Below are 14130 nucleotides of genomic sequence, written 5' to 3' on the forward strand. Positions count from 1 at the left end.
GAAAATAATAATGAGTAATATACTTCCGCATTATACTCCAGAAGAGCGTCGCAAAAGAATTTATGGTATAGCAGGTGCCGCCTCAGGTAATCTAGTAGAGTGGTTCGATTTTTATATTTATGCAGTGTTTGCAGTTTACTTTCAACATGCACTGACACCACCTGATATGGCAGAAACAACGAAAGCAATTTATGTTTGGGGCGTCTTTGCAGCTAGTTTCTTTATGCGTCCTATAGGTAGCTGGCTATTTGGTTGGATGGCTGATAAATATGGCCGCAAACAGTCCATGTTGGTTTCGATTAGTATGATGTGTGCAAGTTCCTTCTGTTTTGCCTTATTACCATCCTATGAACAAGTGGGTATGTTAGCGCCTGTTTTATTATTAATCGTACGTTTATTCCAAGGCTTATCAGTAGGTGGTGAATACGGTGCTGTTGCTACTTATATGAGTGAAGTGGCGTTAAGAGGGCACCGTGGTTTCTATGCTTCTTTCCAATACGTTACTTTATCAGGTGGTCAGTTATTAGCTAGCTTATTAGGTGTTGTGTTATTAGCTGTAATGACAACTGAACAGTTAGAAGCAGGTGGTTGGCGTATACCTTTTATAATTGGTGGTTTAGCAGCTATCCTATCACTTTGGATTAGACGTACTTTAGAAGAAACTACAACTGCTGAAGAGCGTGCTAAAGAAGAATCTGGTAGTTTGATTGCATTATTCCGTGATCATTGGAAATCATTTATTACTGTAGTGGGTTATACCGCTGGTGGTTCATTAGCTTTCTATACTATTACTGTTTATTCAAAAACCTATTTAACAGGTATTGGTGTGAATGGTAAGACAGTAGGCTATATTATGACTATAGCCCTATTTGTCTTTATGATCTCGCAACCCTTCTTTGGTGCTTTAGCGGATCGCATAGGACGTCGAGCGTCAATGTTATTGTTTAGCGGCTTAGGTGCTATTTGTATTTACCCCATTATGGTACTTGGTATGCAATCAATGACCAATTCACCTGTGATGATTGCTATTTTATTAATCTTAATGATGCTAATCCTTAGCTTCTATACTTCTATTGGTGGTTTAGTAAAAGCGGAAATGTTCCCAACACAGGTGCGTGCATTAGGTGTAGGTTTTTCTTATGCTATTGGTAATGCGATATTCGGCGGTTCAGCACCAGCAGTTGCTTTAAAATTTAAAGAAGCAGGTATAGAAAACGAATTCTTTATCTATGTAATTGTGATGCTAGTTATTTGTTTTGCATTTAGCTGGAGAATTCCTAAGAAACCTGAGTATTTAGAACATGATCATTAATTAATGAGAGAAATAAATAACCCCAGCAAATGCTGGGGTTATTTATTAAAGAAAGAAAAAATTAAGCAAAAGGATGACGTAAAATAATTGTTTCAACACGATCAGGGCCTGTTGAAATAATATCAATAGGTGCACCTACAAGCTCACCTAAACGCTTAATATAAGCTACTGCATTGGCAGGTAAGTCATCTAAAGATTTAGCGCCAAACGTTGATTCAGACCAACCTGCCACTTCTTCATAAACAGGCGTTAATCCTAAGTAGCTATCTGCATCGGTAGGCGCATCACATAATAAATTACCATCAGCATCTTTGTAACCTGTACAGATTTTAATACTTTCTAAACCGTCTAATACATCCAGTTTAGTTAAACAAAGACCAGAAATACTGTTAATTTCAATAGAGCGACGTAATATAACCGCATCAAACCAGCCACAACGACGAGCACGACCTGTTACTGAACCAAACTCATTGCCTCTTTCTGCTAAACGCTCACCAACATCATCAAATAACTCTGTAGGGAAAGGCCCTGAGCCAACACGTGTTGTATAGGCTTTAGTGATACCTAGAATATAGTCAAGGTACATAGGACCAAAGCCAGAGCCAGTAGCTACACCACCTGCAGTAGTATTAGAACTGGTTACATAAGGGTAAGTACCATGGTCAATATCCAGTAAAGCGCCTTGCGCGCCTTCAAACATAATATTTTGGCCTTGGCGACGTAACTCATGTAAGCGCGATGTTACGTCCATCACCATCGGTTTAATTTGTTCAGCATAAGCCATGCATTGTTCTAAAGTTTCTTGGAAATCAATAGTTTTAGCATTATAGAAGTTTTTGAGTGAGAAGTTATGGAAATCTAATAATTCACCTAATTTTGCTGCAAAACGCTCGCGGTGAAATAAATCGCCTACCCGTAAACCACGACGGGCTACTTTATCTTCATAAGCAGGGCCAATACCACGACCAGTAGTGCCAATTTTAGCAGCGCCTCTAGCCACTTCGCGAGCTTGGTCCAAGGCTACATGGTAAGGTAAAATCAGTGAACAAGCAGGGCTAACATGTAAACGCTCACGCACATTTACGCCATTATCTTCTAACTCCTTTACTTCTTTAAGGAATGCATCTGGAGCAAGCACTACACCATTACCTATCAAGCACTGTACATTGTCACGTAAGATACCAGAAGGAATAAGTCTTAAAATAGTTTTTTTACCATCAATGACTAAGGTGTGACCAGCATTATGACCACCTTGATAGCGAACAACAACAGCAGCATCTTCAGTAAGAAGGTCAACAATTTTACCTTTACCTTCATCACCCCATTGAGTACCAAGTACAACAACATTCTTACCCATGATTATTTCCCCGCAACGATTGGCTTAACTTGCCAACTATTTTCAATAAAGACTAAATACTGATCACAACCCATTTCAGTGGCTTCTGTTAATGCTTGATTTGGCAGTGCTTGAATAACTCGGTGGCCTTGTTTACGTAATTCTACAATTGTTTGACAAAGTGCAGGCTGATTTTCATAGGGTGCCCAAATGGCTTGTTTGGTATTAGTAAAATCAGCTTGCCCTAAATTAACTAGTGTTTTTAGGTCAGTTGAAAAACCTGTAGCTGGACGTGAGCGCCCAAAAGCAATACCTGCACTATCATAGCGACCACCTTGCGCAATAGATTGTCCAACATTAGGTACAAAAGCCGCGAATACGATACCTGTATGATATTGATAACCTCGTAACTCCCCTAAATCAAAGTAAAGGGTGATATGAGGGTAGCGTAAAGTAATCTGCTGAGCAATTTCAGCTAATTTATCAATAGCTTTTAATACAGAGGCAGGGGCATTGGTTAATGCTTGCTTAGCATTTGCAATAACTTCTTCACCTCCGCAAAGGGTGGTTAAGGCACAAAACATAGCAGCTTCATTTTTAGGTAAATCAGCTGTTAACTTGCGAACTTCATCAATAGCTTTGCGCTGTAAGGCATCAAATAATTGGTTTTCTAGTTCATTAGATAATTTAGAAGCTTGCGCTAGACCTCTGAAAATAGCAACATGGCCTAAATCCATATGGATATTTTCAACTTTGGCTAATGCTAGGGTTTCTAACATTAGGCTAATAATTTCGATATCGCTAGCAGTGCTTTTATCACCATATAACTCAGCACCTAATTGGATAGGGCTACGCGAGGTAGTATGCGCTCTCGGTTTAGTTAACAGAATACTGCCTGCGTAGCAAAGGCGGGCAGGCGTTTCTTCTTTTAACCAATGTGCATCAAGGCGAGTAACTTGTGGCGTAATATCACTACGAAACCCTAGTAAACGTCCAGATAATGGATCAACGGTTTTAAAGGTTTGTAAGTCAAGGTCTTGGGCGGTGCCTGTTAGCAATGCATCTATATATTCAACATGAGGGGTAATAACTAAATCATAACCCCAACATTCAAATAAATCTAAAATACGGCGACGAGCCGTTTCTATACAAGCAGCCTCATTGGGTAAAACTTCTTCTATACCATCAGGTAACAGCCAGCGATCTAGCTTAGTCATCTGTGTCCTCGGTCACTCACTCAAATGGACGTAAAAAAGCCGGGCGTTCCCGGCGAAACGTTAATAATAACATGTTTTTTATCAATTAAGGGAGTTATTGTCCTTTAATTTTATCAACAATAGCCGTTGTAGAACTATTTTCTACTAAGCCTAATACCTTCACTTCTCCACCATACTCAAGCACTATATCAGCGCCTACTACTTCATCTACAGCGTAGTCGCCACCTTTTACTAAAACATCTGGTCTAATTGCTTGTAATAGACGTTCAGGGGTGGAGTCAGCAAAACTGGTTACCCAATCAACAGCGCCTAAACCAGCCAATACAGCCATACGACGATCGACTGAATTAATAGGGCGGCCAATGCCTTTTAGTGCAGTAACAGAAACATCATCGTTGACTGCCACAATTAAACGACCACCTAAAGCGCGCGCTTGTTCTAAATAAGCCACATGGCCTGCATGGAGAATATCAAAACAGCCATTGGTGAAGACGATTTTTTCACCTTGCGCTCGTGCATCCTCTACAGCAATTAATAACTGATCTAAGCTAAGCACACCTTTGCCATTGCCTGTATCGCGTTGAATAGCGCGGCGTAATTCAGGGGCGCTAATACAGGCTGTACCTAATTTAGCGACGACAATACTGGCTGCAAGATTAGCGAGGGCTACTGCTTCAGTGAGCTCTACACCAGATGCTAAAGCGGCTGCAAGAGTGGAAATAACTGTGTCACCTGCACCTGTAACATCAAATACTTCACGTGCACGGGCAGGCAAGTGTAATTCTTGTTGATTATCACGTAACAAGGTCATACCTTGTTCGCCACGAGTGATTAATAAGCCACCTAATTCTAAATGCTCGATTAATTGTTGTGCTTTTTCAATCAGTTGGTTTTCATCAAGGCATTTACCAACAATGGCTTCAAATTCTGCTAGATTAGGTGTTAATAGGGTAGCCCCTTTATAAATAGTAAAGTCATTACCTTTAGGGTCAACTAACACAGGGATATTATGCTGTTTAGCGAGTTTTATTAATTGCTGATGATTTTTTAATGTACCTTTACCATAATCGGATAATAATAGGACTTTTACAGAAGACAAAAGTTTTTCAACTTCGCTGGCAAGTGCTTCTTTATTAATATCAAAGATTTCTTCAAAATCAACACGGATAAGCTGTTGATGGCGACTCATCACCCGTAGCTTTATAGTAGTAGGCTGTCCAGCAATACGTTGAAAATGTGTTTCTACACCAGCAGATCCTAAACTATCAGCTAATGAGTCAGCAGCTTCATCTTCACCCGTTGCACCAATTAGCCATGTTTTTGCGCCTAATGCAGCCATATTTAAGGCAACATTAGCCGCGCCACCAGCTCGATCTTCTCGCTGGTTAATTTTCACTACAGGTACGGGTGCTTCAGGAGAAATGCGAGAAGTACCACCATGCCAATAACGATCAAGCATTACATCACCTACTACTAATACAGAGGCTTGCTCAAAGTGGGGCATGGTCAGTTTCATTATTTCTCCTAACTAATATTAGATGGATAGCTTATTGAGTCATATAAAAAATAGGTGTTTATTATATAACAATTGAAAGTTAATAACGAAATTATCTAAGGCTCATTATTAAGGTATACTATTAGACCTTGAATAATCTGATGAAATTAAATTAAAAAGTGTAAATAACCAAATGCAGTTAATTAACTTAATAGATGCTTTGTTGCCCCAAACTCAGTGCACTAAATGTGGTTATCAAGGATGTAAACCCTACGCAGAAGCAATCGCTAATGGTGACGCTATTAATAAATGCCCACCAGGGGGCGAGGAAACAATCAATGCTTTGGCCGCTTTGTTAGATAAGCCAGTGATTGCTTTAGCTGAAGAGCGTTCACCTGCCCAATTAGCTTATATAAGAGAAGCTGAGTGTATTGGCTGTACTAAGTGTATTCAAGCGTGCCCAGTGGATGCCATTGTTGGCGCTGCTAAGCTTATGCATACAGTGATTGAAACTGAATGTACAGGCTGTGAACTTTGTGTTGCGCCTTGCCCTGTTGATTGTATTGATATTATTCCATTACCTAAACAATTAGTGGCCTTAACAGGTGATTCTGCACTCACAGAAGAACAGCGGGTGACAAAGCAGTTAAGAAGAGATCATGCGAGAAATCGCTTTGAATTTCATAAAGCTCGTTTAGAGAGAGAAGAACAACATAGACAGCAAGAGCGACAAGCTAGGTTGCAAAAAACTGCTGATACTCCGATTGTACAAGCTATTAATCCTAAACAATCAATTATTGAAAAAGTAAAATCACAACAAGCGACTGCCAATACCTTAACCGCTGAACAGAAGAAATTAAAAATTGAAGCTGCAATGATACAAGTGGCACTAAATAAAGCTGAAAAGCAGTTAAAACAGTACAATACCCCTGAGCTGCAACAGCAAGTGGATACATTAAAAGCTAAGTTAGTTGAAGCTCAACAACTATTTAATCATTCATTGGTTAATTAATAAGTTGTTATTAATGACCAATTTTTTTAGGTCTGGCTAACCAAGCCACAAATACAAGTGACATAAAGCCAAAGCCTAACATATAGAAATAATCGATAGTGGATAGCATATAAGCTTGATTATTTACAATATTTTCTAACAGCGCATAGTTTTCTAAAGTCTTACCGCCCATTTTTTCTAATGTTTGTTGTGTAATAGGATCATATAAGGTAATGCTTTCTGTAAGGTAGGCATGATGCTCGCTCGCTTTTCTAGTCCAAATCCACGTAGTAAGTGAAGCAGCAAAGCTGCCGCCTAATGTTCTTAAAAATGCCGCTAATCCAGAACCTTCGGCAATTTGATCTTGTTTTAGATCAGATAAGACAATAGACATTACAGGCATAAAGAACAGTGCCACACCAATTCCCATAAACAATTGCACCATGGCAATATGTTCATAGTTAACTTGGGTGTTAAAGCCTGCACGCATAAAGCAACTGCCACTAATAGCGGCAAAAGCAAAACTAGCGAGTAAACGCATATCAAAATGCTGAGCATAACGACCAAGAAAAGGAGTAAGTAATACTGGTAGTACCCCAATAGGGGCAGCGGCTAAACCTGCCCATGTGGCAGTATAACCCATTTGCGTTTGTAACCATTGTGGTAGTAATAAATTAATACCAAAGAAACCAGAATAGCCTAATACCAATAAAATACACCCAACACTAAAATTATAGTTAGTAAATAGTTTTAGATTAACAATAGGATGTTTATCGGTTAACTCCCAAATAATAAAAAAGATAATACCAACCACTGCAATAGCAGAACCAATAATAATAAAATTAGATTCAAACCAATCTAAATCATTGCCTTTGTCTAATACAACTTGCAGTGCGCCAACACCAATGACTAAAGCGATTAAGCCAATATAATCAATAGGCGAGCGTTGGGTTTCTTCAGGTTTGCTACTTAGTTGTTGGTAAGCAAAAAAAGCAGCAAACAGCCCAAAGGGTACATTAATAAAAAATATCCAAGGCCAACTGTAATTATAGGAAATCCACCCCCCTAAAATAGGGCCAGCAATAGGAGCAACAACCGTTACAATACTTAAGATAGCTAGTGCAACTCCGCGTTTAATAGGGGGATAAATGGCAAGTAATAGGGATTGGGCAATAGGATAAAGAGGGCCCGCAACTGCTCCTTGTAAACAACGAAAAATAATAAGCTCGGTCATACTGCGAGCAATACCACATAAGAATGAGGTAATCACAAATAACAACACTACCCAAATAAATAACTTAACTTCGCCTAAACGCTTTGATAACCAACCAGTAAGCGGTAGAGTAATAGCATTACAAACAGCGAAAGAGGTAATAACCCACGTTCCTTGCTCGGCACTTACGCCTAAGTTACCTGCAATAGTCGGCAAGGCTACGTTTGCAATAGTGGTGTCTAGCACCTGCATAAAACTAGCTAATGATATAGCAATAGTCGCTAAAGCCAGATTAGCAGGTTTGAAGACAGCTTGTTGAAGGCTCATGATTTATTTACTGTCACCAGCATTTTGTTCAATTATTTTATCAATAAGTTGTTTAGCTTCTGCCAATTGTTGCTGATAGATATCAGTTGATAATATCGGTTTAGTAGGAGGTTGTTGTGGTAACATAGCGCCTGATTGGTCATGTAGATCAACCTTAACGGTCATCGATAAACCAATACGTAAAGGATGTTTATCTAATTCTTTAGCGTCTAATCGTATGCGCACAGGCACTCGTTGTACGATTTTAATCCAGTTTCCTGTCGCATTTTGTGCAGGTAACAAGGCAAAAGCACTGCCAGTGCCTACTCCTAAGCTTTCCACATAGCCGTGATAAACTACATCACTATAAATATCAGCTTCTAATGTCACAGGCTGTCCAATACGCATATATTCCAATTGCGTTTCTTTAAAATTTGCATCAACCCATACTTGGTGTAGAGGAATGATAGCCATAAGTTGGCTACCTTTTTCAACGTGCTGTCCTACCTGTACACTACGCTTTGCAATAAAACCTGACACAGGGGCGGTAAGGTTACTACGTAATTGATTTAAATAAGCTTGCTCAAATTGTGTTGCTGCTGCTAATACATCAGGGTGGGTACGTAACACCGTATTATCTACAAGTACTTTATTGCTTTGTAATTGTTGTTTGATATTGATTACATTGGCTTGTGCTTCTTGTAAGGTGGTAAGGGCATGAGAGAGTTCTTCACGGGAAATAGCGCCTTGTGCAATCAATTTTTGGCGACGATTAAAATCCTCTTGGGCTTTTTGTAGACCTGCTTGGCTGCTCTTTAATTGTGCTTCAAAGCTATCTACAGTGCTGTAAAGGCTGCGTACTTTACGCACAGTGTTAGCCAAATTAGCAGCCGCTTGTTGTAGAGCAATTTCTGTGTCATTTGGATCAAGTGATACTAAGGTTTGACCCTGTTGTACAAGATCGCCATCATCAGCACCAATGCTTACTACGGTACCACTGACCAGTGGCGTTACTTGTACAATATTACCATTGACATAGGCATCATCCGTGCTTTCATACCATTGCCCATAGAGCAAGTACCATAAAATAACGAGTAATATTGCTACAACCACCACCACAGTTAATATCAATAGCCATTTTCTGCGTTGTCTGGATGGATTTAAGGGAGTCTTTTTGTGTTTTTTTTCAGTTTTTTCAACTGCTTCAGATGTTTCAGTAGTCATTGTTGTAAATCTTTAATCAATTTTGTTAAGTATAAAATCAGTAGCTTGATAACCATTAGCCAATAACATTTTCTTTAACAGGGCTTGGAGTTGTTCTACTTCATTATTGGTTAATGACAGAGTCAATTGGTTTAGTGAATCAGCTACAATTGCAGGTATTTTTTTACTGATAGCGATCCCCTGTGTTGTTAATACAATATTTATTTGTCGGCGATCTTGTTCGTCTCTTACGCGTTGTAGTAACCCTTTTTTTTCTAAACGATCAAGTAATCTTGTAACCGCTCCGTTATCTATTCGTAGAGCTTGACTTAATACAGCAGGGGTTGTCATATTTCTAAAGGCAATACATAGCAAAGCCTTGAATTGAGCAGAGGTGAGGTCATAAGCAGCAGTATATTGATCAATTATTTTATCTTTGCAATTATTGGCAAAATGTAATAATTGTCCTAAGGTACTGCCTTCAATAATGGTTTCAGGTGTAAAATACATATTTTTTTGTACAATATAGAAGATAAATAAATTTATTTGACTAGGCAATAATTGTCAAGTCAAATAAAATAGTCATTTAGTCTATAAAAATGGTATATGTAAAAATAAAGTAAAAATACTTTATTTTCGTGAGAGATAACTATAGAGTTGTCTCGTTTAGGATGACCGTAGATTGTAACAATGAATGATAAACAAGAAAATATGCAAAGCAACCAAGCAAATTCTAATAAGAAATGGATAATTATTAGTTTAATTATCATCCTTGTTATTGTTGGAGTTTCTTGGTGGGGTAAATCCACTTCTCCCACTTCCACCTCAGAAAATGATTCATCACCTTTTGGCAGGCGAGGCATGGGGATGTTCAGTAATGTGGTGCCTGTCAGGGTTGAGGCTGTTAAGGAAGATGAGTTTGCGGTTTATTTAAATGCGCTGGGTACAGTAACTGCTTATAACACTGTTAATATTGTAAGTCGTGTACAGGGTGAGCTAGTAAAAGTATTATTTACTGAAGGCCAACAGGTTAAAGAGAATGACTTGCTCGCAGTTATTGATCCAAGACCTTATGAAGCAGCGTTGCAACAAGCAAAGGGTGCTGTTCAACAAAATCAGGCTTTATTGCAAAATGCACGTTCTGAATTAACGCGTTATCAAAAATTAATTAAACAAGATTCCATTGCTAAACAAACTTATGAATCGCAAATGGCATTAGTTAATCAATATCAAGGTTCAGTATTAACCAGTCAGGCGCAATTAAAAGAAGCAGAGCTTAATTTGGAGTTCACCCAGATTAAAGCACCTATTACTGGGCGTTTAGGTTTAAGGCAAATTGATATTGGTAACTATATAAAAGTAGGTGATACCACACCTTTAGTATCCATTACCCAAACTCAACCTATTTCAACAACCTTTACTTTACCAGAGGCACAGTTGCCAGAGGTGGCTAGTCGTTTAGCAAAAGGTGAAGATTTAGTGGTAGAGGCTTGGGATAGCACCAATACGCATTTATTAGCCACAGGCTTAGTAGAGACATTAGATAATCAAATTAACACCAGCACTGGGACGATTTTGGTTAAAGCTCGTTTTACTAATGAAGATAGTATGTTATTCCCTAATCAATTTGTGAATATCAAACTGAAATTAACAACATTAGACAAGCAATTAATTATCCCTACTGATTCTGTACAATATGGTAACAAAGGCACTTTTGTGTATGTGGTAGAAGGTAATAAGGTGCATTTACGCTATATTACCATTGGTCGCAGTGATGCCGATAAAACCATTGTTGTAGAGGGTTTAAAGGTAGGGGAGAGGGTTGTTCTAGAGGGAACTGATCGACTACGTGAAGACAGTCAAGTAGAAGTGGTTAACAGTGAAGATATACTCACTACTATAGAGAATATAGAAGAGAAGCCTCAACCTTCAGAGAATGCAGAAGTAAGCGAGTAATAATAATGAATATTTCGCGCCCATTTATTCTGCGCCCTGTTGCTACCACGTTAATTATGATAGCGTTAATGCTATCAGGTATTATCGCTTATAAAATGCTGGCAGTAGCAGCTTTGCCTCAAGTAGATTATCCTACTATACGGGTGGTTACTTATTACCCTGGTGCGAGTCCTGAAGTAATGAGCAGTGCAGTAACTGCACCATTAGAAAGACAGTTTGGGCAAATGGCAGGTCTTGCACAAATGTCATCCACCAGTGCTAATGGGGTATCTATTGTTACCTTAAGATTTTCCTTAGATACTGAATTATCTGTTGCAGAGCAGGAAGTACAGTCATCTATTAACTCAGCAAATAATGATTTGCCTAGTAATTTACCTGCACCACCAGTCTATAATAAAGTAAACCCAGCTGATACACCTATTTTAACCCTTGCGATTACCTCAGACACCTTGCCATTGCCCACTGTGCGGGATTTAGTCGATACTCGTATGGCGCAAAAAATAGCACAAATTTCTGGGGTGGGTTTGGTTAGTATTGCAGGCGGACAAAAACCAGCTGTTCGTGTGAAAGTAGATCCACAAAAATTAGCTGCTTATGGGTTGGGTATGGATGATGTAAGAAATCTAATCACCAGTGCTAATATTAATCAGCCCAAAGGTACCTTAGATGGTCCTACACGCCAGTCAATGATCGATGCCAATGATCAATTAGCCTCAGCCAAAGCTTATCAAGAATTGATTTTGGGTTATCAAGATGGCGCAGTATTAAGATTAGGTGATGTGGCCACTATTAGCCATGGCCGAGAAGATGACCGCTTAGCAGCATGGGCAGATCAAAAAGAGGCCATTTTATTAAATATCCAACGGCAACCTGAAGCCAATGTTATCAATGTGGTAGATAATATTAAGTCAGTATTACCTCAATTAACAGCTACTATGCCTACTGGGGTAGATGTTAAAGAGTTAACCGATCGCACCATTACTATTCGCGCTTCCATTACTGGTGTACAGCATGAAATGCTGATGGCTATTATGCTGGTAGTATTAGTAACCTTTTTGTTTTTACGTAATGTATCAGCCACTATTATTCCTTCAATAGCTGTACCCTTGTCTATTGTTGGCACCTTTGGGGTGATGTATCTTGCAGGTTTCTCAGTCAATAATCTTACATTAATGGCATTAACTATTGCTACAGGCTTTGTGGTAGATGATGCTATTGTGATGTTGGAGAATATTGCTAGGCATCTAGAAGAGGGAGAAAAACCGTTAGAGGCTGCATTAAAAGGTTCTAGAGAAATTGGTTTTACATTAGTTTCTTTAACCTTCTCACTGATTGCCGTATTGATTCCGCTATTATTTATGGCTGATGTGGTAGGGCGTTTATTTAGAGAATTTGCTATTACCTTAGCGGTAGCTATTTTAATATCATTAGTGGTGTCTTTGACATTAACGCCTATGATGTGCGCTAAGTTATTAAGGCATATCCCAGAAGAAAAACAAGGCAAGTTTTATCAAAAAAGCGGTGCAGCGATAGATTGGTTAATTAAGCACTATGCTACAGGCTTAACTTTTGTATTACGCCATCAAACAGCCACTTTATTAGTGGCTATAGCTACCTTTGTGTTTACTGTATTGCTTTATTTAGTTATTCCAAAGGGCTTTTTCCCAGTACAAGATACAGGTGTTATTCAAGGTATTTCAGAAGCACCACAAAATATTTCTTTTAAAGCGATGGCTGAAAGGCAACAACGCTTAGTGGATGTAATTTTAAAAAATCCTAATGTGGTTAGTTTATCTTCTTATATTGGGGTGGATGGTGATAATACTTCATTAAACAGTGGTCGTATTTTAATTAACCTTAAAAATCATGGTGAACGGAGTGTTACAGCGACTGAAATTATTGGCGAGTTACAGCCAGAGTTAAATAAGGTAACGGGTATTCGTCTTTATATGCAACCTATTCAGGATTTGAGTATTGAAGATAAGGTCAGCCGTACTCAGTATCAATTTACATTAAATTCACCAGATGAAGTTTTATTAAGAGAATGGACACCTATTCTCGTAGATACCTTAAATCAGCAACCAGAATTGGTGGATGTGAACAGTGATTTACAGGATCAAGGGTTACAGATTTATTTAAATATTGATCGTGATATGGCTAGTCGTTTAGGGCTTAAGGTGTCCGACATAGTTGATACACTTTATGATGCATATGGGCAACGACAAATATCTACTATTTTTACCCAAGCCAATCAATATCGTATTGTATTAGAGGCGAATAATTCCAATACAGAAGGGATTGATGCATTAAAGAATCTACATGTAGTTACTGCAAATGGGGATAAAGTACCATTAACCAATTTAGTAAAAATGGAATCACGCCCTGCGTCATTGGTAATCAATCATATTGGTCAATTTCCAGCGGTTACTTTATCGTTTAACTTAGCCAGTGGTGTTTCTATTGGTGAGGCGGTAGATATCATTAATAAAGTAAAGGCAGATATTGCCTTACCTGACTCTGTAGAAATGAAATTTCAAGGGGTTGCTGAGGCTTTCCAAGCTTCATTATCTAGCACTTTATTCCTGATTTTAGCTGCTATCATAACCATGTATATAGTATTAGGGGTATTATATGAAAGTTATATTCACCCAATTACTATTCTATCAACTTTACCTTCAGCGGCGGTAGGTGCTTTGTTAGCATTGCTAATGAGTGGTAATGAGTTAGGGTTAATTGCCATTATTGGTATTATTCTTTTGATTGGTATTGTAAAGAAGAATGCCATTATGATGATTGACTTTGCATTAGAGGCAGAACGTCATCAAGGTTTAACCGCAGAGCAGGCTATATACCAAGCAGCATTATTGAGATTTAGACCTATTTTAATGACTACGCTTGCAGCGTTATTTGGGGCAGTTCCTTTAATGTTAGCAACAGGTTCAGGGGCAGAGTTACGACAACCATTAGGTTATTCAATGGTAGGTGGTTTGTTATTAAGCCAATTGCTAACTTTATTCACTACTCCTGTTATTTACCTATTCTTTGATAGATTGTCACTTAATACCCATCCTAAGCAATACAGTGAAGCTGAGGAAGTATAA

At 38.6% G+C, this 14130-nt stretch carries 10 protein-coding genes; 4 read left to right on the forward strand and 6 right to left on the reverse strand.

Annotated features, from left to right (window positions below; all coding sequences use genetic code 11):
- The first annotated feature begins 4 nt into the window (after window positions 1–4).
- The gene (locus JHT90_RS06935) at window positions 5–1312 is read left to right on the forward strand and encodes an MFS transporter (RefSeq protein WP_330893080.1); all 1308 of its coding nucleotides are present in this window, start codon (window positions 5–7) and stop codon (window positions 1310–1312) included.
- Window positions 1313–1373: 61 nt separating this feature from the next.
- Here JHT90_RS06935 and JHT90_RS06940 read toward each other — a convergent pair whose 3' ends face one another.
- The 3 genes from JHT90_RS06940 to hldE all read right to left on the reverse strand — a co-directional run bounded on the left by JHT90_RS06940 (window position 1374) and on the right by hldE (window position 5381).
- Complete coding sequence (locus tag JHT90_RS06940; RefSeq protein ID WP_201095496.1) at window positions 1374–2669, reverse strand: adenylosuccinate synthase; 1296 nt, start codon at window positions 2667–2669, stop codon at window positions 1374–1376.
- Between the two features lie 2 nt (window positions 2670–2671).
- A complete protein-coding gene (locus tag JHT90_RS06945) occupies window positions 2672–3865 on the reverse strand; it encodes an ATP phosphoribosyltransferase regulatory subunit (RefSeq protein WP_201095498.1) in 1194 nt (397 codons plus the stop codon).
- 94 nt (window positions 3866–3959) lie between these two features.
- Window positions 3960–5381, reverse strand: a complete 1422-nt coding sequence (hldE, locus tag JHT90_RS06950; protein WP_201095500.1) for a bifunctional D-glycero-beta-D-manno-heptose-7-phosphate kinase/D-glycero-beta-D-manno-heptose 1-phosphate adenylyltransferase HldE — start codon at window positions 5379–5381, stop codon at window positions 3960–3962.
- Between the two features lie 172 nt (window positions 5382–5553).
- Between hldE and rsxB the strand changes: the two genes are divergently transcribed.
- Window positions 5554–6372 (forward strand): electron transport complex subunit RsxB, encoded by an 819-nt coding sequence (gene rsxB, locus JHT90_RS06955; RefSeq protein ID WP_201095503.1) that lies wholly within the window; start codon window positions 5554–5556, stop codon window positions 6370–6372.
- Between the two features lie 10 nt (window positions 6373–6382).
- Here rsxB and JHT90_RS06960 read toward each other — a convergent pair whose 3' ends face one another.
- From JHT90_RS06960 to JHT90_RS06970, 3 genes are read right to left on the reverse strand one after another with little or no spacing between them, the layout of a single operon-like run.
- Window positions 6383–7891, reverse strand: coding sequence for a DHA2 family efflux MFS transporter permease subunit (locus tag JHT90_RS06960; protein ID WP_201095504.1), 1509 nt, complete (start codon window positions 7889–7891; stop codon window positions 6383–6385).
- Between the two features lie 3 nt (window positions 7892–7894).
- On the reverse strand, window positions 7895–9094 hold the full coding sequence (locus JHT90_RS06965) for an HlyD family secretion protein (protein ID WP_201095505.1): 1200 nt from the start codon (window positions 9092–9094) through the stop codon (window positions 7895–7897).
- A gap of 12 nt (window positions 9095–9106) precedes the next feature.
- Complete coding sequence (locus JHT90_RS06970) at window positions 9107–9583, reverse strand: MarR family winged helix-turn-helix transcriptional regulator (protein WP_201095506.1); 477 nt, start codon at window positions 9581–9583, stop codon at window positions 9107–9109.
- 180 nt (window positions 9584–9763) lie between these two features.
- Here JHT90_RS06970 and JHT90_RS06975 point away from each other — a divergent pair, with 180 nt between their 5' ends.
- Together JHT90_RS06975 and JHT90_RS06980 are read left to right on the forward strand one after the other, a co-directional pair.
- Window positions 9764–11029: an MdtA/MuxA family multidrug efflux RND transporter periplasmic adaptor subunit gene (locus JHT90_RS06975; RefSeq protein ID WP_201095507.1), complete on the forward strand. Its 1266-nt coding sequence runs from the start codon at window positions 9764–9766 to the stop codon at window positions 11027–11029.
- A gap of 5 nt (window positions 11030–11034) precedes the next feature.
- Window positions 11035–14130 carry a multidrug efflux RND transporter permease subunit gene (locus tag JHT90_RS06980; protein WP_201095508.1) on the forward strand — a complete coding sequence of 1032 codons (3096 nt, stop codon included), beginning with the start codon at window positions 11035–11037 and terminating at the stop codon, window positions 14128–14130.

Source organism: Entomomonas asaccharolytica (assembly GCF_016653615.1).
Lineage (GTDB): Bacteria > Pseudomonadota > Gammaproteobacteria > Pseudomonadales > Pseudomonadaceae > Entomomonas > Entomomonas asaccharolytica.